Origin of the sequence: Leptotrichia shahii, assembly GCF_008327825.1 — a bacterium.
In the GTDB taxonomy this organism is placed as follows: Bacteria; Fusobacteriota; Fusobacteriia; order Fusobacteriales; family Leptotrichiaceae; genus Leptotrichia; species Leptotrichia shahii.
In genome coordinates, this window is the sequence record NZ_AP019827.1 from 1,217,864 (window position 1) to 1,242,665 (window position 24,802).

The 24,802-nt window shown below is 29.4% G+C and carries 19 protein-coding genes; 5 read left to right on the plus strand and 14 right to left on the minus strand.

Going from position 1 to position 24,802, the window contains the following annotated elements:
- The first annotated feature begins 484 nt into the window (after positions 1 to 484).
- The 4 genes from F1564_RS05695 (at position 485) to F1564_RS05710 (ending at position 5,895) form a co-directional block, all read left to right on the plus strand.
- Positions 485 to 1,945, plus strand: coding sequence for a glycoside hydrolase family 32 protein (locus F1564_RS05695; RefSeq protein WP_018449876.1), 1,461 nt, complete (start codon positions 485 to 487; stop codon positions 1,943 to 1,945).
- Between the two features lie 32 nt (positions 1,946 to 1,977).
- Positions 1,978 to 3,312: a 16S rRNA (cytosine(967)-C(5))-methyltransferase RsmB gene (gene rsmB, locus F1564_RS05700; RefSeq protein WP_018449875.1), complete on the plus strand. Its 1,335-nt coding sequence runs from the start codon at positions 1,978 to 1,980 to the stop codon at positions 3,310 to 3,312.
- A 74-nt stretch (positions 3,313 to 3,386) separates the two neighbouring features.
- A complete protein-coding gene (locus tag F1564_RS05705; protein WP_018449874.1) occupies positions 3,387 to 5,162 on the plus strand; it encodes an NUDIX domain-containing protein in 1,776 nt (591 codons plus the stop codon).
- Between the two features lie 28 nt (positions 5,163 to 5,190).
- Entirely contained in the window at positions 5,191 to 5,895 is a 705-nt protein-coding gene (locus F1564_RS05710; RefSeq protein ID WP_018449873.1) for a M48 family metallopeptidase, read from the plus strand.
- A 55-nt stretch (positions 5,896 to 5,950) separates the two neighbouring features.
- Here F1564_RS05710 and F1564_RS05715 read toward each other — a convergent pair whose 3' ends face one another.
- Together F1564_RS05715 and clpB are read right to left on the minus strand one after the other, a co-directional pair.
- Positions 5,951 to 6,337, minus strand: a complete 387-nt coding sequence (locus tag F1564_RS05715; protein WP_026231189.1) for a carbonic anhydrase — start codon at positions 6,335 to 6,337, stop codon at positions 5,951 to 5,953.
- A gap of 580 nt (positions 6,338 to 6,917) precedes the next feature.
- Complete coding sequence (clpB, locus tag F1564_RS05720) at positions 6,918 to 9,488, minus strand: ATP-dependent chaperone ClpB (RefSeq protein ID WP_018449871.1); 2,571 nt, start codon at positions 9,486 to 9,488, stop codon at positions 6,918 to 6,920.
- A gap of 158 nt (positions 9,489 to 9,646) precedes the next feature.
- Here clpB and F1564_RS05725 point away from each other — a divergent pair, with 158 nt between their 5' ends.
- Positions 9,647 to 10,549, plus strand: a complete 903-nt coding sequence (locus F1564_RS05725; protein WP_018449870.1) for a carboxynorspermidine decarboxylase — start codon at positions 9,647 to 9,649, stop codon at positions 10,547 to 10,549.
- A 93-nt stretch (positions 10,550 to 10,642) separates the two neighbouring features.
- Here the strand turns inward: F1564_RS05725 and F1564_RS05730 are convergent, their stop codons facing one another.
- The 12 genes from F1564_RS05730 to treC form a co-directional block, all read right to left on the minus strand.
- The gene (locus F1564_RS05730) at positions 10,643 to 12,121 is read right to left on the minus strand and encodes an Lsa family ABC-F type ribosomal protection protein (protein ID WP_018449869.1); all 1,479 of its coding nucleotides are present in this window, start codon (positions 12,119 to 12,121) and stop codon (positions 10,643 to 10,645) included.
- Positions 12,122 to 12,726: 605 nt separating this feature from the next.
- Positions 12,727 to 13,500: a tryptophan synthase subunit alpha gene (gene trpA / locus F1564_RS05735; RefSeq protein WP_018449867.1), complete on the minus strand. Its 774-nt coding sequence runs from the start codon at positions 13,498 to 13,500 to the stop codon at positions 12,727 to 12,729.
- Positions 13,493 to 14,740, minus strand: coding sequence for a tryptophan synthase subunit beta (trpB, locus tag F1564_RS05740; protein WP_018449866.1), 1,248 nt, complete (start codon positions 14,738 to 14,740; stop codon positions 13,493 to 13,495). The genes trpA and trpB overlap by 8 nt, the downstream gene beginning before the upstream one ends.
- Positions 14,741 to 14,777: 37 nt before the next feature.
- A complete protein-coding gene (locus F1564_RS05745) occupies positions 14,778 to 15,503 on the minus strand; it encodes a phosphoribosylanthranilate isomerase (protein WP_018449865.1) in 726 nt (241 codons plus the stop codon).
- A gap of 16 nt (positions 15,504 to 15,519) precedes the next feature.
- A complete protein-coding gene (trpC, locus tag F1564_RS05750) occupies positions 15,520 to 16,245 on the minus strand; it encodes an indole-3-glycerol phosphate synthase TrpC (protein ID WP_018449864.1) in 726 nt (241 codons plus the stop codon).
- 16 nt (positions 16,246 to 16,261) lie between these two features.
- Complete coding sequence (locus F1564_RS10315) at positions 16,262 to 16,435, minus strand: hypothetical protein (protein ID WP_232053352.1); 174 nt, start codon at positions 16,433 to 16,435, stop codon at positions 16,262 to 16,264.
- Positions 16,436 to 16,675: 240 nt separating this feature from the next.
- Positions 16,676 to 17,887 (minus strand): ATP-binding protein, encoded by a 1,212-nt coding sequence (locus F1564_RS05760; protein ID WP_018449862.1) that lies wholly within the window; start codon positions 17,885 to 17,887, stop codon positions 16,676 to 16,678.
- A gap of 123 nt (positions 17,888 to 18,010) precedes the next feature.
- The gene (gene trpD / locus F1564_RS05765) at positions 18,011 to 19,657 is read right to left on the minus strand and encodes an anthranilate phosphoribosyltransferase (protein ID WP_018449861.1); all 1,647 of its coding nucleotides are present in this window, start codon (positions 19,655 to 19,657) and stop codon (positions 18,011 to 18,013) included.
- Positions 19,658 to 20,992, minus strand: a complete 1,335-nt coding sequence (locus F1564_RS05770) for an anthranilate synthase component I family protein (RefSeq protein WP_018449860.1) — start codon at positions 20,990 to 20,992, stop codon at positions 19,658 to 19,660.
- 396 nt (positions 20,993 to 21,388) lie between these two features.
- Entirely contained in the window at positions 21,389 to 21,694 is a 306-nt protein-coding gene (locus F1564_RS05775; RefSeq protein WP_018449859.1) for a PTS sugar transporter subunit IIB, read from the minus strand.
- A gap of 452 nt (positions 21,695 to 22,146) precedes the next feature.
- Positions 22,147 to 22,917, minus strand: coding sequence for a competence/damage-inducible protein A (locus F1564_RS05780; RefSeq protein WP_018449858.1), 771 nt, complete (start codon positions 22,915 to 22,917; stop codon positions 22,147 to 22,149).
- Between the two features lie 110 nt (positions 22,918 to 23,027).
- Positions 23,028 to 24,713 carry an alpha,alpha-phosphotrehalase gene (gene treC / locus F1564_RS05785; RefSeq protein ID WP_018449857.1) on the minus strand — a complete coding sequence of 562 codons (1,686 nt, stop codon included), beginning with the start codon at positions 24,711 to 24,713 and terminating at the stop codon, positions 23,028 to 23,030.
- Between the last annotated feature and the right edge of the window lie 89 nt (positions 24,714 to 24,802).

A 24,802-nucleotide genomic window follows, 5' to 3' on the forward strand; every position in this document is an offset into this window, starting at 1 on the left:
TATAAATGTTTTTTTGTCAATATTAAAAAAAATAAAAAATATAGGGGCAATTACTAAATAATATAATAAACACTTTTTGACTATTTTTTTGATCATTCTACTTTCAAAACTTTCCTCATTGAATATTCTCCGCCTTTCAAATAAAAGCTTAAACTGCTGCTTCAAACAGAATCTGAAAGAAAAAATATTTTTAAAAAAAGTCTTTACAAGCGAGGAAAAATCTGATATTCTAATCATAGAGGGAACCACCTTTCAATAGGATTTGGCGATTATATTGTAACTGGTTTCCTCTTTTTTGTTAATTTGAAATTTAATTAAATTTATTTGCCCCTATATTTTTTACTCTGTCAGCTCAGTAACTAAGGAAACTTTTAAATAACAATGGTGTTTTTAGCAAACTGATAAAATTTTATCAAAAATTGAATAGATTTTAAATAATATCCAAAAAAAATGAATGTATATTAAATTGAAAGGTGGATAAAATATGGATTTCAAAGATATTAAAAAAAATGAAGAAAAATCGGTTTTGGAAAAAAAAGGAATTGTGGAAAAGGATTTTTGGCGACAAAAATATCATATTCAAGGAATTGTGGGACTTATTAATGATCCAAATGGATTCTCACAGTTTAAGGGGAAGTATCATATGTTTTATCAATGGAATCCATTAGGGACAATTCATAAAAATAAAACTTGGGCTCATAGTGTAAGTAAAGATTTACTGCATTGGGAAAGATTGGAAACAGCTTTACGACCTGATACTTGGTATTCTAAGGATGGAGTTTATTCTGGAAGCGCAATTGCAGATGATGGAAAACTTTACCTGTTTTATACTGGAAATGTAAAAGATGCTGATGGAAACAGAGAATCTTACCAGTGTCTGGCAGTTTCTAGCGATGGGGAGAATTTTGAAAGATGGGAACCAAGCATTATTAATCAGCCAGATGGATATACTCGACATATAAGAGACCCGAAAATTTGGAAAAAAGATGGAAAGTTTTATGCTGTAATCGGTATTCAAAGTGAAGATTTAGAAGGAAAAGCAGTTTTATACAGTTCAGAAAATATAAAAGACTGGAAGTTTGAAGGGGAAATTGCTGGGGCAAATCATGGAAAAATTAAAGATTTTGGATTTATGTGGGAATGTCCTGACTATTTTCAGCTAAAAGATGAAAAAACTGGAGAAGTAAAGGATTTATTGGTATTTTCTCCACAAGGGCTGGAACCAGAAGGAGATTTGTACAATAATAAATATCAGACAGGATATTTATTTGGAAAACTGGATTATGAAAAACCTGAATTTGAAATCACATCAGATTTTGTGGAAATTGATAGAGGGCATGACTTTTATGCACCACAGTCAATGGAAGATGACAAAGGAAGAAGAATTATTGTAGGCTGGATGGGAGTTCCTGAAGAAGAAGACTTTCCAACTGTGAAAAATGAATGGCTTCACTGCCTGACTTTGCCAAGGGAATTAAAGGTAATTGATGGAAGACTTTATCAATTGCCGATAAAGGAAATGGAAAGCATTCGAGGAGAAAAACTTGAGTTTAATGAAAAGGTGGCTGGAGAAGTTCAAGTTGGAACTGGGACAACTTATGAATTAAAAGCTAAATTTGCTGATTTTAATTCTGATTTTGGATTGAAATTGAGAACGGGCAAAAATAGTGAAACTGTTTTAAAATTTGATTACAATGATAAGAAATTCGTATTGGACAGAACAAAGGGTGAGCAGCCTGATAAGAGATTAAGAAAAGTTTATTTGGGAGATATTTCAGAACTGGAACTTACAGTATTTGTAGATAATTCTTCTGTGGAAGTGTTTATTAATGGTGGACAGGAAGTGTTTTCATCGAGAATATTCCCAGAAAAAGGTGCACATGGTATAAGTGTATTTACAGATGGAGATGTAAGTGCAGAAATTGAAAAATGGGAATGGAAATAAAAAATTAATTAGAAAATCTAGAAGGGAAAAAATTGGTAAAAAATAAAATAACAGAAAAAAAAATGATAAGAAGCAATAATATTAAATTAGACATTATAAATATTATTGATGATATTTTGCATGAGAAAAAATATAGCAATATTCAGTTAAATTATTATTTTTCTAAAAAAAATTATGCACAAAAGGAAAAGACTTTTATTACAAATGTTATAAATACTACAATAAAAAATTTAATTTATATTGATTATTTAATTGAAAAAGGCACACGAAGTGTAAAAAAGCGAAAAATAAAGCAACTTTTGAGAATCTCAGTTGCACAGCTATTTTTTATGGAATCGGATGATGCAGGAGTGATATTTGAAGCTGGAGAAGTTGCGAAAATTATAAATGAGCATCAAGTTGGATTTGTAAATGCATCTTTACAGGCAATTTTAAAAAATAAGAAAAAGTTTGATAGCGAGATTCCAATGGATAAAAGAGAAAGTATTGCTTTATCATATCCACAATGGTTTGTGAATAAAATTAAAATTGATTTTCCAGATAATTATTTGGAAATAATGGAATCTTATAAAAAAAGAAGTTATCTATCGGTTAGATTTGATAAAAGTAAAATCACAAAAGAGAAATTTGAAAAATTATTGAAGGAAATTAATACGAAATTCTTATTTTCAATTGATGAAGTCTATTATTTATCAAATGCGAATATTTTTGATACTGAAATTTATAAAAATGGAGGAATTGTGATTCAAGATGCTTCATCTTATCTAGCTGTGAAAAATTTAAATGTGAAAGATGGAGATGTTGTGCTTGATGCTTGTGCCGCTCCAGGTGGAAAATCTCTTGGAATTTTGCAATTATTTAATCCAGAAAAATTGATTTCTACTGATATTCATGAGCATAAAGTGAAATTGTTAAATGAACTTAAAGATAAATATGGGTATAATAATTTTCAAATAAAGTTAAATAATGCAACACAAATTGAAAATTTAGGAGTTAAATTTGATAAAATATTGTTGGATATGCCATGTAGCGGACTTGGAGTGCTTAGGAAAAAGCCAGAGAAAATATATGAATTGACTTCAAATGACATAAAAACTTTGAAAAAACTTCAGAAAAAAATATTTGAAAGTGCGTATAAATGCTTAAAAAATGGCGGAGAGATCGTCTATAGCACTTGCACTTTTTCTAAAAATGAAAATACAAATAATATTCAGTATCTCTTGGAAAAATATGAGGATTTGGAAATTTTAGATTTGGAAATTCCAGAAAATGTGGAAATTGAAAAAGATGAACTTGGCGGGGTTTATATTTCATATAAAAATAAATATATGGATGGATTTTATATTGCAAAATTGAGAAAAAATTAATAGATTATATTCTGGCTTGAAACAAAAAGATTAGTTGGTTGAGCTAAAAAAATAATTGAAAGGACGTATTTGGAATGCGATTTGATCTGGATAATGATGTGAAATTCATATTGGAACAATTAAATAAAAATGGAAAAGGATTTATTGTTGGAGGAGCAATTAGGGATAAAATTCTAAATAGGGATCCAGGAGATTATGATTTTGCGACTGACATAGAATATTCAGAATTAAAAAGAATTTTTGCAGATTACAATCCAAAGGAAATGGGAGCACATTTTGGAATTCTTATGATAAAGGTCAATGGGAAAAATTATGAAATAGCAAAATTTCGTAAAGAAACAGGAATTTATAATAGCAGATATCCAAAGGAAATTAAATTTGTAAAAACAATTGAAGAAGATTTGGCAAGACGGGATTTTACGATAAATTCACTAGCTTATAGCAAACAGACTGGAATAATTGATTTGTATGGGGGAAAGCAGGATATTAGGCGGAAAGTGATAAGATTTGTCGGAAAGCCTAAATTGAGAATAGAAGAGGATGCACTTAGAATTTTGCGAGCTTTTAGATTTATTTCTAAATTAGGATTTAATTTGGATAAGAAAACAGCGGAAGCTATTTATAAAAAAAGAAAATTTTTATTAAAAATATCAAAGGAAAGGCTCTTTGATGAGCTAAGTAAAATTTTGATGGGGAATTTTGTAAAAAAGGCGTTTATTGAAATGAAAAAACTAAAAGTTCTGGAAATGCTAATTCCAGAATTTCGTTATGCATATAATTTTGATCAGAATAATCCAAATAATCCAGATGATTTATTTCATCATATAATAAAAGTTATTCATCTTTGTGATTATGATTTAATTACTAGATTTGCTGCACTTTTTCACGATTTGGGAAAAATTAATGCAAAAATTATTGATGCAAAGGGAGTTTTCCACTTTTACGGGCATGAAAAGGAAAGTACATTGATTGCTGAAGAAGAATTGAGGCAGCTTAGGGCTTCAAATGAATTTACAAATTCTGTAAAAAAAATTGTTAAAAACCACATGCTGATTTATCAGGATGTTTCAGATAAAACACTGAAAAAGTTGATTATTGAGATGGATGAAAGGAATTTGAAACGGCTATTTAATCTATTTTCTGCTGATTTAAATTCAAAAGGTATAAGAACTCGTGCAGAAAATAATGAAATTTTACAAAATTTTAGGAATAGAATTGAAAATATAAAAAAACAGGGAGAAGTACCGCAATTTAATGATTTGGATATAACAGGAATTGATTTGATAAATCTTAAGTTTAGCAATCGTGAAATTGGGGAAGTTAAAAATAGGCTGTATGAGCTTGTTCTTGAAGATAAAATTGTTAACGAGAAGGAAGAGCTGTTAAAATACATTGTGAAACACTACAATTTGAAGGGTGATTTTAAATATGAAAATTCTTGTGGAGCAATTGTTTTTAATGAGAATACAGAGAAAATTCTGCTTGTAAAAATGCACAACGGAAATTGGGGATTTCCAAAGGGACATATTGAAAATAATGAAACTAAGGAAGAAACGGCAATTCGTGAAGTTTTTGAAGAAACAAATATAAATATAAAAATTATTCCAGGCTTTGAACATTTGATAAAATATATTCCAAATGAAAAAACCATTAAAAAAGTTACAATTTTTGCGGGAATTACTCAAGATGAGGATGTTAAAATTGATGTTTCTGAAATTGAGGCTTTTCAATGGTGCACCTATGAAGAGGCTTTAAAATTGACAACTTATAAACTGCAAAAAGATGTGCTTGAAAATGCGAGGAAAGTATTTGTTAGTTCAAAAATAATAAAAAAAAGAAATTCAGAATAAAAAAATTAGGAAATAAATTGGATAGAAAATGAATAAAGAGAGAATTTTAGGATATGAAATTCATCGGAAAAAGGTAAAAAATATAAATTTACGCATAAAACCTAATCTGGAAGTTTATATTTCAGTTCCAATGAATTTGCATCGTGATTACATTGAAAATTTTATTCGTTCTAAAGAAGAATGGATAAAAAGTGTTTTGAAGAAAGTTGAGAATGTAAAGGAAAAGCAAAAAGACTTTGAATATAAAACTGGAGAGATTCATAAATTTTTGGGGAAAGAATATAATTTAATTGTAAAAACAGGAAATTTTAATGCTGTAAGTTTAAAGAATAATATCAGGCCAAATGAGATAATTTTAACTGTAAATGAAAATATTTTTGAAAATATTGATGAAAAGAAAAAAATTATGGAAAAGTGGTATTTTGAGAATGCCAAAAAATTATTTCTTCAATTTATGGAAAAATGGCTGGAAATATTGGATGAGAATGTGGAAAAGGTGGCAATAAAGCCGATGAAAACTAGATGGGGTTCGTGTAATTATGTAAAAAGGTATATAAATCTTAATATAGAACTCATAAAAAGGACACCTTTTGAAATAGAGTATGTTATTTTACATGAATTGACACATTTAAAATACCCAAATCACGGAAGAGGTTTTTATAATTACATAGAGCGATATATGCCAAATTACAAGGTTGCTGAAAAAATGTTAAATGCTAAACATTATTATTAATTTAAAAATAAAAAGGAACTATCCATTAATTAAGAAAGTTCCTCTATTTTTTATACTAATTATCTATATCATAATCAACTAAAACTTCAATTTCTCCATTTTCATAAACAAAGAGTCCTGTTACAGCTTCATGAGGTAAATCGGTATGCATCTTTTGAGCAGCTTGGCAAATATACTTCTTTTGAGTTTCATCGCTAGTTTGACATCCTGCACAGTCACTATGTCCTGCTACAAAAATATGATCAGATTTATGTTTATTTACTGAAATTAAGACAACCTTATCTTCAATACTTCTTAAAAAATTTTCATCACTAACAATTTTATTTACAGCTCCAGCATCGGTAATAGTATCCACAAAGGTATATCTGTAATTATTCCTAATATATTCATTTAAAATATGGATAAATCTTCCATCCATACAGCAAACTAAAGTACAAAACATAACTTCCTCCTTTAATCAAATAATTTTAGTCGTTTGTAAAAGTCTAAAAATTACGATAAACACTGTATTTTTCAATTTTTAATTTCTTATTTCCTCCACCTACTGACAAGGTGTCAAGACCTCTTATTATTATAAATACTACTGTTATTCAATCTTTATATCTTTTACTTTTACAATTGCCTATCAAATAATTTCTTTAAATAATAAACATTTTTAATTATTACAATTTTGAAGTTATTTAATACATATCCTAAAGATATTGAGATTATAACATATTTTTTAATAAAAATCAAAATTTTTACTCTATCGAAAATATTATACAGCAACTTATACTATTTTTTTTTAATAACGGAATAGTTATGAATTTTTTTGCAAGGGTTTAAAACCCCTAACAAAAATATTTTTCAAATAGGATTTAGAATTACATAAAAGTATTACTGTCTGAACAGCAGTAAGTTTTTTGACAATATATAATCGTAAACTAATCAGAGTTCCAAATAACATCCTCGTTAAAAAAAAGAAAAAGAAGCACTATTTCTAATACTTCTTTCTCTATTTTTCAAAAAACTAATCTAACAATTTACTTTTCTACTTTATAAATCAAATCCTTACCATCGCTATCAACTTTAACAATACTATTTTCAGGAACTTCTCCACCTAAGATCATTTTAGATAAATTAGTTTCAATATCCTTTTGTACAAATCGTTTCAATGGTCTTGCACCGTAAGCTGGGTCGTATGCTTCGTCTACGATGAAATCCAACGCTTTGTCGGTAAATTCAACTTTGATGTATTGTTCTTTCAATCTTTCGTTAATACCTTCAAGGATAAGATTAACAATATTTTTAACACTTTCTTTTCCTAATGCTTTAAACACGATAATATCGTCAATTCTGTTTAAGAATTCAGGTTTAAATCTGTGTTTCATTTCATCTAAAACAGCTTCTTTTGTAGGTTCACTTACCATTGGGTCATTCAAGATGATTTCACTACCGATGTTTGATGTCATAATTACAATTGTGTTTTTGAAGTCGACCATTTTACCTTTACCGTCAGTAAGTCTACCATCATCTAGCAATTGCAACAATACATTGAATACATCAGGATGTGCTTTTTCAATTTCATCAAATAGGATTACAGAATAAGGTTTTCTTCTAACAGCTTCTGTCAATTGTCCACCTTCTTCATATCCAACATATCCTGGAGGCGCTCCTATTAATCTAGTGACGCTGAATTTATCCATATATTCCGACATATCGATTCTTACAATATTGTCTTCATCATCAAACAAGTTAAATGCTAATGTCTTAGTCAAATAAGTTTTACCAACACCAGTAGGTCCTAAGAATATGAACGAACCGATTGGTCTGTTTGGATCTTTTAATCCAGCACGAGAACGGATGATTGTATCGCTAATAGTTTCGATTGCTTCATCTTGTCCAATTACCCGTTTTTTCATATGTTCAGCCAAGTGCAAGATTTTTTCTCTTTCCCCTTGCAACAATTTCGCAACTGGAATTCCTGTCCATTTTCCAACAACTTCAGCAATTTCTTCACTGTCAATTTCTTGTTTCAATAATTTATTTGCAACAGAAGAATTATCTTTCGCTTTTTCTTCTTCAGCTTCTTTTTGTTTTTCTAATTCTGGCAATTTACCATATTGAAGTTCAGCCAATTTATTGTAATCATTTTTTCTTTGAGCTTCTTCAATTTGCAATTTAATTTTTTCAATTTCTTCATTAATTTTAGCAACTTTTCCAGCTTCTTCTTTTTCTCTTTCCCATTGTGATTTCAATTCTTTTTCTTCATCCTTCAAATCAGCAATTTCTTTTTCAAGAGTAGTCAATCTTTCTTTAGAAGCCTTGTCAGTTTCTTTGCTCAATGCAACTTTTTCAATTTCCAATTGCATCAATCTTCTTGTAATTTCATCCAATTCAACTGGCATCGAATTAATTTCAGTTTTTACCTTCGCAGCAGCTTCATCAATTAAGTCAATTGCTTTATCTGGCAAAAATCTGTCATTAATATATCTGTCACTCATTGTTGCAGCAGTAACTATCGCATTGTCAGTTATTCTAATTCCATGGAAGATTTCAAATTTTTCCTTCAATCCACGAAGAATTGAAATTGTATCTTCAATTGTTGGCTCATTAACCATTACAGGCTGGAATCTTCTTTCAAGAGCCGCATCTTTTTCGATATATTTTCTATATTCATCAATTGTTGTTGCACCGATTACTTTTACTTCACCACGAGCAAGCATTGGTTTTAAAAGGTTTCCAGCATCCATTGAACCTTCAGTTTTTCCAGCTCCAACGATGTTATGAACTTCATCAATGAATAAAATTATTCTACCTTCACTATTTTCAATTTCTTCAAGAACCGCTTTCAATCTTTCTTCAAATTCCCCACGATATTTAGCACCAGCTACCAACGCTCCTAAATCCAATGAAAAGATTGTTTTATCCTTCAAGTTTTCAGGTACATCTCCTTTCAAGATTCTCTGAGCAATTCCTTCAGCGATAGCAGTTTTACCAACACCAGGTTCCCCAATTAAGATCGGATTATTTTTATTTCTTCTTGATAAAATTTGGATTGCACGACGAATTTCCTGGTCACGACCAATTATTGGGTCTAATTTACCTTTTCTCGCCAGCTCAACCAAATCCTTACCAAACTTATCTAAGGCTTCGTAAGTACTTTCAGGGTTGTCTGTCATAATTTTTCTTCCTCCTCTAACCTCATTTAAAACATTTTCAAATTGTTTTTTATTAACGCCATTTTCCTTCAAGAAAGAGTTGTTATCAAATGCCGCAAGAAATAAGTGCTCTGTACTAATGTAGCTGTCACCCATCTTTTTAGCATAATCTTCAGCACCAACAATTATTCTATTAACTTCAACGTTCGGTCTTGCTTCACCAACTCCACCTTCAATTTTTGGCATACTATTCAATTTCGCTTCAAGCTTTTTAGTCAGTTCGGCAGGATTAATTCCCATCTTTTGCAGAATGTTAGGAATAAGTCCATCCATCTGATTAATTAAGGCAAGAAGCAAATGCTCCGTTTTTATTTCGGAATGTTTATATCTAATCGCAAAGTTATGAGCTTCTGAGATAGCACTCATACTCTTTTGTGTAAAGTTTTGTTCCATATTTATCACCTTTTTTCATTAAAGTTTATTTTAAAATTATTTGTTAGCACTCTATGTAGTATGTTGCTAACAAATATAATATATCACTATTTAATATTTTTGTCAACTACTTTTTTAAAATTTTTTCATATTTTTTAAAGTAATTATTGAATACTTAAATGGTACAATTATTTGAATCAAGACTTGAGTATGAGGAAATGGAATTGAAAAATCCTGGTAAAAAATTAGAAACTCATATTTTTAATCCGTCTTACAGGGATGATGAGTTTGATGAAATAATGGAAATAACAAATCATATTGTTTTTAATTCTTTCAATCAATGGAAAAAATTTAAAAGTAAAGTGAAGGAATTTGAAGAAAAGAATGGTAAAAAAATTAGCTGTGGACTTCGGTTAAATCCAGAATTTTCAGAAGTTGAAACAGAGCTTTATAATCCAGCGGAAAGATTTTCGAGATTCGGAGTAACATTTGAAAATTTTAAGGAAGATGAACTTGAAGGATTGGATGGATTTCATTTTCATGCACTTTGTGAACAAAATTCGGATGCCCTTGAAAATGTATTAAAAATTTTTGAAGAAAAATTTGGAAAATATTTGCATAATATGAAATGGCTTAATTTTGGTGGGGGACATCATATTACAAGAGAAGATTATGATATTGAAAAACTTGTAAAATGTATAAATTATATAAAAGAAAAATATAATAATGAGATGGATATTTTATTAATGGATACTTCGGCCTCCTGCCATATGCCTGATGTAATCGAAATGCCATACCGTCCATTTATTTTTGGTTCAGGAATGCCAAATGAGAAGAAATACACTTATAGATTGGGAGGGCCTACTTGTCTTGCTGGAGATATAATCGGAGATTATTCCTTTGATGAACCTGTAAAAGTGGGAGATAAGCTTATTTTTACTGATATGGCACATTACAGCATGGTTAAGACGAATACTTTCAATGGGATAAATTTGCCTGTGATTGCAGTTTATACAGAAAAAGGTGGAGTTGAGGTTATTAGAAAATTTGAATACGAAGACTTTAGGAATAGATTGTCATAATTTGAAATAAAAAAATGGGGTTGTCTCATAAGGTAATACAAGACAACCTCTTCTTGTGTTAGTTTTTTTCTAGTTGCTAATTATTCATTTTATCTACAATTGTATTATTTTATTAGCTACATCTTCAACAAATCTCTTATCGTGTTCTACCAATATTAAAGTTAAAGTTGACTTTTTTATAATTTCCTCAATCTGTATTCTTGATATTACATCTATATAATTAATTGGCTCATCCCAAATAAACAAATGAGCTGGTTTTGATAAACTTGCAGCAATCAATACTTTCTTTTTTTGTCCATTACTATAATTTTTCATGTCCATTTCAAATAATTCTATTGAAAAATCTAATTTTCTAAGAATTGTTTTAAACAAAGTTTCATCAATATCTTGTTTTTGAATATACTCATTTAAATTTCCTATTAAATCAGAAGTATCTTGAGGTATATATGATAGTTTTAAATTACTTGCTAATTTTACTTCTCCCGTGTAATTATGATTGATCCCTAGTAAAATTTTAATTAGTGTTGATTTTCCACAGCCATTGCAACCATATATGGCTGCTATGTCGCCTTGTTTTATCTCGAAATTTACACCACTTAATATCTGTTTTTCTCCATAATATAATGATAAATTGTTAACTGATATTAGAGTTTCTTTGTGATGATGCAACGAATGTAGCAGCAAATTTTCCTTTACCTCGATATCTTTTAATAAGTTTTGTTTTTCTTTTATCGCCTTGATGTATCTGTTTTCCAAATTCTTTGATTTTTTCATCATCTTAGCAGACTGATGACCGATATGCCCTTTGTCTGGTTTTACACCAGATACTTTTACTCCATTTTTTGTATTTTCAATTTTATCTGACCAGATTTTACTTTGTTTTGCAGCTTTCTTTAATCGCTTAATATCCTTTTTTAATCTCTCATTTTGACTAATTTCAAACTGATCTTTGATCATTTTATTTTCATACCATGATGTAAAATTTCCCGATTGAACATCAATAGTATTTCTGTTAATAGAAATAATATGATTGATACATCCATCTAAAAAATCTCTATCATGGGATATAAGTAAAAATCCCTTTTTATTTTTCAGATATTTGCTTACAATTTTTCTCCCATCTATATCTAAATGATTCGTTGGTTCGTCAATAAGTAAAAATCCATTTTCGTTTGTAAATAAAATAGCTAAAAGGATTTTTGCCTGTTCTCCCTTAGACAGAGTTTCAAATTCTCTGTGAATAAGATTTTCGTCTACATTTAACAAATTAAGTTCTCTAAATAATCTCCACTCTTCCTCACTTGATGTCAGTTCTTTAAATAATTCTATACCTGATTTTGAAGTATCAGTTATATTTGGCGGGAATTTAATAAAGTCTGTACTTTTACTGATTTTACCCTGATAAGTTTCCTGATTTAAAAGCAGTTTAAATAGAGTTGACTTTCCAATTCCATTCCTACCTATTAACCCTGTTTTCCAGCTAGTATCAAAAGAAAATGATACATTTTCAAAAACAGGTTTTACATATCCATAATATGAAAATGTAAGGTTTTCAACTTTAATTGTCGACATAAAATCACCTCTTCATAAGTCTGATTTTGTTTGATATTACACCATTTTCAATTCCTGCATTTACAAAACTTTATTTTTCCTGCACTTTCACTAATTTTACACTGTTATTTTTATCTAAAGGTATTAAATAATCAGTATTTTGTTCATTTTCTTCAAAAAGTAATTTTATTTTTGGAGAAATACTTTTCAAAATATCTGTTTTGTTATCTTTTTCATCTTTTATTTTTTACCTTCTTTCCTTATTTTTCATATTGTTCTACGTTTAAAATTTTAAGAATATCACTATAAATTTCATCAAAAATATCTAAAGTGTTTTTTAAAAAATTTACATTACTTTTATTTAAGGATATTTCTTTATAATCAGCTTTTATTTTATATTTCCAGCATTTTTAAATTCTTTGGATTTTTTCTCCAAAGCAATTCTAGTATCTTGATATCGCCCTATATACGTATTTTCCCCTTTAATCAATATTATTATTTATTCAATTATACCTTAAGAATTTAAAAAAATAAAGATTTTTTATAATAAATTTAATATATTTTATTTGTTTAATCTTTTTTTGTTATAAAAAAGATAGCCATTTCTGACCATCTTCGCTAAATACTTATTTAAAAAGTTCATTAATTTTCTGAATCAAATAATTTACATCATTTTTCTCTAAAAATTCAACAATACTCGTTCCTACAATCACTCCATCCGCATATTTTCTCATCGTATTCACGTTATCGTTATTTTTTATTCCAAAACCTAATGAAACTGGCAAGTCTGAAACTTCTCTAATTTCATTAATAAAAGATTCTAAACGTGGTAAATCAACTTGTTTTGAACCTGTAACTCCAAGAGAACCGATTGCGTAAATGAAGCCGTCACCTTGAGAGATAATTTTTTTCATTCTATTTCCAGAAGTAACGCTTACAAGAGGGATAAGAGCAATATTGTTTTCTCTTAATTTTTCTGACATTTCAAAGGCTTCCTCATAAGGCAAATCTGGAATAATTATTCCTTTAATGTTAGCTTCACAGCATTTTTTGATAAATTCGTCAATTCCATAAGCAAATATTAAGTTATAATAAATTAAAAAAATTAAAGGTTTTGAAATATCGTTTTTTATTTCTGTTAGTAAATCAAATACAGTATCAGTAGTAACTCCAGCTTCCGAAGCAAGAAATGAAGCATGTGAAATCAATTTCCCATCGGCTAGAGGATCGGAATAGGGAATACCGACTTCTAGCATATCAAGAGCCGTATTATCTAAATTTTGTAAAAATTGTTTTGTAAAATCAACGCTTGGGTAACCTGCGACAATATAACCAATGTTTACTTTTTCTTTCTCTCTAAAAATATCAATAATTTTCTTATCTAAATTTTTTTCATTCATTTTCCAAACCTCCATTTAACTCATAAATTCCATTTTTTCCGCCAGTTTCCTTATCTTTTAACACGGAAAAAACAGTATGCATATCCTTATCTCCACGTCCAGACACATTTACAACGATAGTTTCTCTCTTATTTTTAGAAAGTACAGGACATAATTTTTCAAGATAGGCTAAAGCGTGGGAACTCTCAATTGCTGGAATAATACCTTCTTTTCTTGTAACAAGCATTAGAGCCTTCATTGCCTCATCATCAGTAATTGGTGCGTAAGTTGCTCTTTTTGTATCAAATAAGTGTGAATGTTCAGGGCCTACTCCTGGATAGTCAAGTCCAGCAGAAATTGAATGAACTGGACTTATTTGTCCATATTTATTTTGAAGAACATAAGTTTTCATTCCATGAATAATTCCAGGTTTTCCAAGTGTCAATGTGGCAGCGTGCATATCTGTGTCAATTCCATATCCTCCAGCTTCGACGCCATAAAGTTTTGTTGAGCTATCTTCCAAAAATGCACTAAAAATACCGATAGCATTACTTCCACCACCAACACAGGCAATAACATGATCAGCATGTTTTCCCAGTTCCTCCAGCTGTGCTTTTGCTTCATAACCAATAATTGACTGAAAATCACGCACGATAGTCGGATATGGATGAGGCCCTACAACTGAACCAATTACATAAAACACAGTTTCTATCTCTGCAACCCAAGACTGAATAGCGGCAGTTGTCGCTTCCTTCAAGGTTTTCAGCCCATCTTCAATAGAAATAACTCTCGCACCCAAAAGTTCCATTCTAAAAACATTTAATTTTTGCCGTTCAATGTCAACAGCCCCCATGTAAACGTCACACTCCAAACCTAAAAGAGCGGCCGCAGTAGCAGTAGCAACTCCGTGCTGTCCAGCCCCAGTTTCAGCAATAACTTTTTTCTTTCCCATTTTTTTAGCAAGTAAAACTTGCCCAAGTGCATTATTAATTTTATGAGCGCCAGTATGGTTCAAGTCTTCTCTTTTCAAGTAAATATCGTGATTATAATGTTCACTCAAATTTTTTGCATAATAGAGCGGAGTTTCACGCCCAACATAATTTTTTAGCAAATTATCAAATTCTTTAAAAAATTCTTTGTCATTTTTTAGCTTTTCATATTCAGATTCTAGTTCTGACAGAGCAAACATCGCAGTTTCAGGTACAAATTGTCCACCAAATTGCCCAAAATATGCCTTTTCATTAAAATGTTTATTTTCCATATTTTTTTCCTTTCGTATTCATCTTTTAAAATTATTATTATTTCTTTTTTACCAAATTTACAATATTTTCAACTAATTTTTTATTTTTTCTATTATTAACTTCAACTTTGCTGTTTATATCCAAAATTGCAGGCTTGTACTCAAGTGCTTTCTGAATATTCTCAATTGACAGCCCTCCAGCCAGCACAAACGAATATTCCTCTAATTCTTTTAAAATATTCCAATCAAAGACAATTCCATTTCCCCCACGATTTTCTCCTTTTGCATCAAATAGAGGATATTCAATATACGGCTTATAGTCAGTAATATTCGGAAGTTCATCGGTTACTCCAAAAACCTTCCAAAGTTTTGTTTTAACAGGAAAATTTTTACGTTTTCTAAAACAATTTTTTTCATACAATTTTTCTAATTTTTGAATAAGTTCCATGCAATATTCCACTGACTCATCTCCATGTAGCTGTACGACATCAATATCTGTTTCTTTCACAATTTTTATAACATTCTCAATCATCGCATTTACAAATACCCCAACTGTCTTTTTCCCATGTCTATGTGCAGTCCGAGTAATTTTAGCAGCAAGTTCGCTATCCACTTGCCTTTGACTTTCTGCGAAAATACATCCGAAATAGTCAATATCCAAAGTTTTCAATTCATTAATTTCAGTAATGCTTCTAATTCCACAAACTTTTAATTTGGTAGTATTTTCTGTGAAATTATCAGTTGCCACATTATTTTCTTTTTTCTCCAATTTTTTTCCTTCCATAAATTTATTTTTCTTTCTAAAGAAGTCCCTTCATAAGTGCCTCCCCAATTAGCAGTCCATCCACGTTCAATTTTTCTGCATACTCCACATCCTCTTTTGACAAAAATCCACTTTCACTTACAATAGTCAAATTTTTTAAAACATCGCTTGGAATTTCATTTATCAGTTTTTCCGTAGTTCTAATATCAACTTCAAAAGTATTCAAATTTCGGTTATTTATCCCCAAAATTTCCAAATTTGGAATCTTCAAAGCTCTTCTTATTTCCTCTTCATCATGAGTTTCTACTAAAACATCCATTTCTAAATCCTGTGCCAGCTTATGAAGTTCCAAAAGCGTCTTATCATCCAGCATTCTCACAATCAATAAAATCGCTGAAGCCCCCAAAAACTTAGCATGAGCCACCTGAAACGGAGTATAAATAAAATCTTTCCTCAAAATCGGCATTTCTGGAAATTTTTGTCTTACAATTTTTATAAAATCATTCTCCCCTTTAAAATATTCCTTTTCTGTCAATATCGAAAAAGCTGAAACTCCTTTATCCACATAACTTTGTGCCTGTTTTAACAAATCAAAATCATCTTTTGCAATTTTTCCCTTCGATGGAGAAGCCCTCTTAATTTCCCCAATAATCTGAATTCCCTTTTGATTAAGTGCCTTTTTTAAAGATGGCTGTTTAAAAGACTTTAATTCGTCTTCAAGCTGTATATCTCTTTTAATTTTTATTTTTTCTAAAATATCCATATTTCTCCTTTCGATTTTAAATGTATGGTAATGCATTCAAAACATCATTTATCATTAAGCCAGCATAAATACTGAATATTGTTATATTTACTAGAAAAATTACTAATTTGAATCTATTTTTTGATTTTTTCTTTTTTTCTTCATCTTCAATTTTATTTATTTTTTTCAATTTCATTGAACTTAAATACATTAGTATTATTTTAAGAAAAAGATAAATTAGAGGAATATTTTGAAAAATATTACCAAATAAATTATTTAAAAGATAGATTAATAATACAGTAAACCCAAATGGAATAAAACAGATAAATATAGCTAACAATACTATTTCAGGTACTATAAAATATCTTAAACAATGTTCCCTATATAAAGTTTTTATCATATTCGCACCATTCTTTCCAAAAATTTTAATTTATAAATATTTTTAACTTTTTTAGTCTTTCAATAAAAAATCAATAATATTCAAATGTTTTATCCCGTTTCTTGACATATCAAACCTGTCCATAGAAATTACATATTTGGGATAATTATCATTAATTTTTTCAAATGGTAAAAATTCCCTTTTTATAGTGTCTTCAGAGGCAAGTAAATATGCTACCTGGATATAAATTTTTTCATTATTTGTTTTTGTACAGACAAAATCTATTTCTAAATTATTCAATTTTCCGATTTTTATGTTATAGCCTTTTCGCAATAATTCCATATAGACAATATTTTCAAGAATTTGATTTATATCTCTTTCGTTTGTTTCCAAAATAGCTTCTCTTATTCCATGGTCTGCAATATAATATTTTTCACTCACATTTAGAACTTCTTTACCTTGTATTTCGTAACGAGGGACTTTGTGAATCAAAAATGCGTTTTCACAGGCTTTTATGTAATTTAGCACAGTATCTACTGCAACTTTTCTATTTTCGCTTTTAAAATATTTTGAAATTGAATTTGCAGAAAATGTATTCCCAATGTTCATTACAATGTAATTGATGATTCGCTCTAATAATTCAGTATTTCTTATATTATTTCTTTGAGTAATATCTTTTAATATTATTGATGAATATATATCTTTTAAATATTGCATGCTTGATTCCACTTCATAATTCAAATTATGTAAAAATGGCATCCCACCTAGTTTGACATACTTTTCAAATATTTCTTCTTTTGAAATATTTTGATTTATATTTTGGTATATTGAATAAAACTCTTTGAAAGAAAAAGGGTAAATTTCAACTTCAACGTATCTTCCTGCAAGGTAAGTTGCAAGTTCTCCCGATAATAGTTTAGCGTTGGAACCTGTTATATAAATATCGAATTGCTTATCTTCTGTTCTTAATGAATTTATGCACTTTTCCCATTCTTTTACTTCCTGAATTTCATCCAAAAACAAATAGCATTTTTCTTGAATATTCTCTGCTTTTTCCAATATATATTCATTTAATGTATCCGCATAGCAAAGATGTCTATTTCTTAAATTTTCAAAATTGATATAAATAAATTGATTTTCATCAACACCGTTTTTTTTCAATTCTTTCATAATCAATTTTAACATTACAGATTTGCCGCTTCTCCTAATTCCTGTCAAAACTTTGATAATATCTTTATCTATAAAGGGCTTAATTTTTTCAAAATAAATTTTTCTTTCTATCATAAAATCACCTCTATAAATATTTTATCATATTTACAACTAATAAAAAAGATATTTTTTTGATTTTTATCAGTTATAATCTATAAAAAACATAAATTAGTAATTTTATCAATTATATCTAAAAAATTATTTTGTAATTTTCACATAATCTTTATAAAACTCATAAACCTTCCCACTCTCAATCGCCTCGAAAACCATATCCTTTGCTTTCGCAGGATGATCTACTACATTCGCAGTATAAAGTGCAAACATTGCATTCAATACAACAATATCAAATTTTGCCGATTTTTCTCCACCTTTCAAGATTTTTACCAAAATTTCAGCATTTTCCTCTGGAGTTCCGCCTTCAATTTCAGAATGAAAAGCCCGTTTAAAGCCAAAACTTTCAGGCGAGATTGTATATTCCAGAATTTGTTCGCCCTTTACTTCGATAATTCTTGTATCATCGCAAATCGTGATTTCATCAAGCCCGTCATTTCCTCGAACAACTAATGCGTGTTTTCTTCCTAGTAATTGTAATGTTTCGGCGTACAATCTGTGTACTGGCTCATGGTAAAGCCCAACCAATTGGTATTTTAATTTTGTGTTTGGGTGAAGCAGTGGACCTAAAATGTTAAAGACAGTTCTTATTCCAAGACGGCTTCTAACTTCTCGGACTTCTCCGACTAATTTGTGAAAAAATGGGGCATGAAAGAAAGCAAGATTTTTTACGTGCAGTTTTTCAATTTGATTTGCAAGAGAATTTTCAAGAGGTACTCCTAGTTTATCAAGTACATCACTGCTTCCACTTTTACTCGAAATTGCACGGTTTCCGTGTTTTGCCACATTTACTCCCATTGCTCCCAAAATAAATGCCACAGCGGTTGAAATATTTATTGTCTTGAATCCATCGCCACCAGTTCCGCAAACATCAATCATTGGAGTTTCGTCCTCAAAAGTCGTGCTGTATTCTAGAATATTTTTTACAAATGCTGTAAGCGATTCAGGATAAAGACTTTTTTCTGAAATTAGTACAAGCAAGGCTCCAAGCTGTACAATGTCATAATTTTTGCTGTCAATAATTTTACAGATTTCACGAAAATCAGTATCTGTTAATGCAATATTTTCCTGTAATTTTTTTAAATATTTATTCATATCTATAAAGTTTCCTTTCTCTTTAGTATTTTTAGAATTTTCATTATTTTGCAAAGTTTCTGAAACTTCAATATTCAAGAAGTTTCGTATCATATTTTTTCCATATTCAGTAAAAATTGATTCTGGATGAAACTGTATTCCAAAAATATTTTTACTTTTGTGTTCTACAGCCATTGCAACCCCATCTTCAGACTTTGCAGTAACTTCAAGAGTTTCTGGAATATCGTCAACATAAAGTGAATGATACCTCATAACTTTAAATTTTTTTGGCAAGTTTTTAAATAATACAGAATTTCCCGATAAAACTGTAATCTCTGAAGTTTTACCATGCAATGGATTTTCAAGCCTCTTTATTTCTCCACCAAAATTCATTCCAATTGCCTGATGTCCAAGACAAATTCCTAAAATTGGAATATTGCCCAGTTCATCAGTATTATTTAAAATTTCTAGGCAAATTCCACTGTCTTTCGGATGTTTTGGACCGGGAGAAAAAATTATTTTACTAGGATTCATTTTTTTTATATCATCAATTGTAATTGCGTCATTTCTCACGGTAATAACTTCATCATCAGTCATTTCCTTCAAATACTGCTCAACATTAAATACAAACGAATCATAATTGTCAATCATCAAAATCATTTATTTCACATCCTTTCTATTTTCATTTTTATCATTTTTATTTTTTTCTTCATTACAGAATTTTTTAAAAATATTCAGCACAGACGCTCTTTTATGGCAAATTTCTTCATATTCCTTTTCTTTCACAGAATCAAACACAATTCCTGCCCCAGCCTGAATAAATATATTCCGAACCTCATCAACTTCATTTAAGTCGGAATTTTTATTTTCAAAAAATGCAGTACGAATAATAATCGCAAGCTGAACATCCCCATTAAATCTCAAAAATCCAATTCCGCCAGCATAAACATTTCTTTTAAATTTCTCCAGTTCTGAAATAATTTGCATAGCACGAATTTTTGGCGATCCAGAAAGAGTTCCCGCTGGAAGAGCCTGAGCAATAACTTCAAATATCGACACATCCTTTCGCTTTTTCCCGTAAACATCAGTTACAATGTGCATTACATGTTCATAATTCTTAATATGCATAAGATTTTTTACAACAACTGAGCCACTTTCTGCAAATTTCCCAATATCATTTCTAGCCAAGTCAACAAGCATTCGATGTTCAGCACATTCCTTTTCATCATTTAATAAGTCATTCGCTAAAAATGCGTCTTCGTTGGCATCTTTTCCTCTGGGACGAGTTCCAGCGATAGGAGCAATATAGATATTATCCGATGAAATATCAACCAGTATTTCAGGGCTAGACCCAACTATATCTCCATATTTTGTAGGAAAATGGTACATATACGGACTAGGATTTGCCTTTGACAATTTTTCATAAAAATCAAGTGAATCCATATTTGACGTAAGTTTTAACTGCTCACTTAGCACAACCTGAAAAATATCTCCAGCTTTAATATATTCCTTCGCTTTTTCAAGAATAGCATAAAAATGTGATTTTTCCTCATCAAAATCTGTTTTTATATCATAAAATAACCCATTATTTTCAGTTTTTTTCTTAATTTCATCCTTCAAAAGATCAAAATATTTCTTTTCATTCCCATAAAACGAATATTCCTTATTAATCTTTGAATAATGTAAATAAGCCTTCGCATTGGCAAAAATAAACTGTGGAAATTTAAACTGCTCCTCTTTTATCTTCTCAATCTTCTCAAAAAAATGTATAGACTCGTAAGCAAATGTTCCAAAAAGTCCAGCAAATGGAGCAATCTTTTTTTGCTTTACAAAAGAATTGTAAATTTTTTTCAAGGAATCATAGCTATATTTATTAGAATCAAAATATTCACAGTCAATCCCAATAATAACTTGCCTTTCATCTTCAGCAAAATAGGAATTGCTAAATTTTTTTCTAATAATGGAATAATAATAAGTAGGCTTGTTTATTAACATAAAGTATCTCGCTTTCTATATTTTATATTTTTTCTAATTTTTTCTTTTTAATATTTCCTTTTTTGCTGAAATTTATAAAAAAATTCCCTTAAATCGTTTTACCGTCTAAGAGAATTGTATAAAATAAAAGCATTGATCCTTACTTCACCAATGCTTTTCTCTAATATTTATAATCGTAATTACAATAAATTTCAACATAGCTGGCAAAAAAATATTAAATTGTATTTAATTTTTTCCACCATGTCCAAGTTTGTCTAATCATTGTAATCACTCCTCAAAATCTTTTATCTATTATTTTAATTTACAAATACTATATCACAAAAAATATATTTTGTAAAATATATTTTATTAATTTAATCATAAATTTTTTTTATGATTAGATTATTTAATAACTTTTTATTTAAGTAATTCTAATGCTTGATCCAATACTTTTGATCCATTCATCATTCCATAATCAACCATATTAATTACATCTATATTAATATTATTTTCTTCAGCTACTTTTTTAGCTTCTGGCAAAGCGTATTTTACTTGTGGTCCTAATAAAACAACATCAGCTTTTGCAAATTCACCTTTTGCCTTTTCAAGAGGTTCAGCTCGTATTTCAACTTCTAATCCTCTTTTCTCAGCTTCAGCTTTCATCTTGTTTATTAATAGACTAGTCGACATCCCTGCTGCACAGCATAATAAAATTTTTTTCATTTCTTATCATCCTCTCTTCTTTTTAACTTTTTTTCTTAAATTTTTTTTATTATATTAGATATGTTCGATAACCTAAGTTTTTTTATCTATACAAGGGGTCAAGACCCCTTGCTCCAAGATATTTATTTTATTAAATTCTAAGTTTGTATAGTTATCGAACAGGTCTATTGTATAATTAATGGACTTTACCCATATATTTTTGTTTCTATATTCATAGTATACCACTAAATTTTAATAAGTCAAATTTTATAAAAAATCATTATTTTAAATTTTTAACTGATTCATAAAACACAATAAAAATTTTCACTATTTTTTATATAATATTTAATAAATATTTTTTACTTCTTTTTAGTATTATACACAACAACATATACATTTGTAAATCATTTATTTTTAAAATTATGTTTAATTGTATTGTAATACTACAATTAAATTTATTTACTAAACTTCAACTAATTTTCCATAATTTCCACTGCTTGTGGATAAATTTCTCTAATTTCATTTGCAATTTTATCAATTTCTGCAATCAAATAATCTGTACTTCCACGATCTCCTTTCATCGCAATTCTAACATGAACACATCCTTCCTTCGCATAAGGGGCAACTGTCGGATTCGACATTTCAAAATAACCTTTTAGTCTATCATCAATTCTCCCTTCTGGAACTCCTTTTATTTCAAGAGTCTTCATTAATAAAACATCATTTGAATATTGCTTCAAAAGTGGCAAAACCTGATTATCAACCATCCATGTCATTTCTCTTGGAGGTCCTGGCAAAACTATTATTTTTTTATTATTTTTTTCATAAAAAAATCCAGGTGCAAGCCCAACTTCATTTTCCAGCAATTTTGAATTTTTCAAAATTGAAGCCTCTTTTCTTCCGCCAGAAGCCACTTCTCCAAAGCCCCTTTCATTATATTTTTTCACAATCAAATCATAATATCTCTCAATAACTTCCAGCTCTTCTCCAAAATAATCAGCCACAACTTCCTTCGTAATATCATCAACCGTAGGTCCAAGCCCTCCAGTAGTAATTACCAGATCAACCCTTTTAAAAGCATTTTCCAAACATTCCTTAAGCCTTCCATAATTATCTCCAACAGTAGTTTGATAATACAAATCAATCCCGATATTTGTAAACTTTGCTGAAATATATTGTGCATTTGTATTTACAATATCTCCAACCAGTAATTCTGTTCCAACGCATATAATTTCTGTTTTCATCTCAGTTTCCTTTCTTTTTTATTTTTCTGCTTTTTTATTTAAAATACCGCTAAATAAGTTTTAAAGTTAAAAATCCTATTCAACGGTAAATTTATATTTTCAATATTTAACTATTTTTTTAAAATAATGCTTTCATAAGGTTTCAAAATAATTTTATCATTTGAAATTTTAGGCCCTTCAATGTAATTTGACAATAAAATCGACGTATTTTCTAAATCCAATCCTTTAACATCAAACTCGCAAGTTTCACCATAAAAATTAGAAATTACTATCAATTCAGCATTTTCTCCAACTCTCTTGTAGGCATAAACCTTTTCATTTTCAATATCAAAATCTTCATATCTTCCAGTTATCAGCAATTCTTCATTTCTTCTCAATTTAATCAAATTTTGATAATGATAGAATACAGAATTTAGATCTTCCATCGCTTTTTTCGCATTAATTTCTTTGTAATTTTCTGAAACTGAAATCCAAGGTATTCCTTCTGTAAATCCTGCATTTTTAGAGTCATCCCATTGAACAGGCGTTCTTGAATTATCTCTTGATTTTTGCATTAAAATTTCAATAGCTTCTTCTTCTGAACATCCTTTATCTAATAAAATTTTATAATTATTAGTTGACTCAACATCACGATATTTTTCAATTTTATCAAAATACGGATTTGTCATTCCAAATTCTTCACCTTGATAAACATAAGGCGTTCCTTGTAATCCATGAAGAACTGTCGCTAACATTTTTGCTGATTCATCGTGATATTCTTTATCATTCCCAAATCTCGATAATGCCCTTGGCTGATCATGATTATTCCAGAAAGTCGCATTCCATCCGTTCCCTTCATACATCCCAATTTGCCATTTAGACAATATCTTTTTCAATTGTACAAAATCAAACGGAGCTTTTACCCATTTTTCACCATTTGGATAATCAACCTTCAAATGATGAAATGAAAATGTCATTGCCAATTCTTTTTCTTTTGGATTTGAATATTTTATACAATTTTCAATAGCAGTAGACGACATTTCTCCAACTGTCAATAAATCACTTTCTCCAAATGCTTCTTTATGCAATTCTTTCAAAAATTCATGAATTCTAGGACCATCTGTGTAATATCTTCTCCCATCAGCCACAAATCTTTTATCTGTTCCGTCATCATTCAAAAATCTCTGGTCTTTTGAAATCAAATTTATTACATCGAATCTAAATCCATCTACTCCTTTATTTAACCAATATCTAATCATTTCATACAATTTTTTTCTAACATTTTCATTTTCCCAATTCAAGTCAGCTTGAGTAACATCAAATAGATGTAGATAGTATTGTCCTCTATTTTCACTCCATTGCCAAGCATTTCCACCAAATTTTGATTCCCAGTTTGTCGGCTCTCTCCCATCAACTGGATCTTTCCAAATGTAAAAATCTTCAAATTCTGGATCTCTAGCTTCAGATTTTTTAAACCATTCATTTTCAGTCGAAGAATGATTTATAACAATATCCATCACAATTTTTAATCCTCTTTTGTGAGCTTTATTTAACATTTCCTCAAAATCTTCCATTGTTCCATAACTTTCATCAATGCTGTAATAATCACTAATATCATATCCGTTATCATTCTGAGGCGATTTATACATTGGTGTTAACCACAAAACCTCCACTCCAAGTTTCTTCAAATAATCCAGTTTTTGCGTAATTCCTTTTATATCTCCTTGACCACTTCCAGTTGTATCATTAAAACTTTTTGGATAAATTTGGTATACAACAGATTTATGCCACCATTTTTGTTCAAAATCTTTTTTCATAAAGTTTTCTCCTATATTTTATATATTTTTACTTTAATTATACCTTACTATTTTCATATATACAAACAAATTTTTATTTTTAAAATTTA